Below are 562 nucleotides of genomic sequence, written 5' to 3'. Positions count from 1 at the left end.
CTCCAGGAACAGTGGATCATCAACCGGGCACGCTGGCGTGCCCGTTACGAACAACTCAACGGCCAGCCCCCGGGCGGGGACTTTCTGCCCGACAACGGCCTGGTCGCGGGCGCCCCGCCCGTCCCGAACCTGATCGCCGCACACGAACTGCTGCTGGACCGGCTCTCCGCCCGCGTCGCCGAACTGCGTGACACCGACCCGCACACCGGGGAGGACGCCAACCCCTACGAGCCCACCGCCGACCTCCTCAACGGTGTGGCCTGGGCCTACCAGCAGCGCTTGATCGGGATCGTTCCTACCGGAGACGACCCACAGGGCCCCATTCCCCCAGCCCAGCTGCGGCAGGCCGCCCTGACGGTCACCGCCCACCAGAATGCCTCGCCGCTCACGCTGCGGCGCACCATGACCGTCACCGCCGAGCGGGCCGACCGGCTCCTGCACCGGCTGGAGGAGCAGCAGATCCTCGGCCCCTACCGGGCCGACGCGCCACGCACCGTCCTGGCCCGCACCGCCGACATCGACCCCCTCCTCAACCGGCCCCCAACCCCGACCGCCGCCACCC

The 562-nt window shown here is 72.2% G+C and carries 1 protein-coding gene; it reads left to right on the top strand.

The window, feature by feature from the left end:
• A partial coding sequence (locus tag P3H78_RS33235) for a DNA translocase FtsK (RefSeq protein WP_276112887.1) occupies positions 1 to 562 on the top strand: 562 nt, incomplete at both ends.

The sequence above is a fragment of the Streptomyces tropicalis genome (genome assembly GCF_029269835.1).
Classification (GTDB): Bacteria; Actinomycetota; Actinomycetes; order Streptomycetales; family Streptomycetaceae; genus Streptomyces; species Streptomyces tropicalis.
This window is presented reverse-complemented; position numbering and strand designations above follow the sequence as displayed.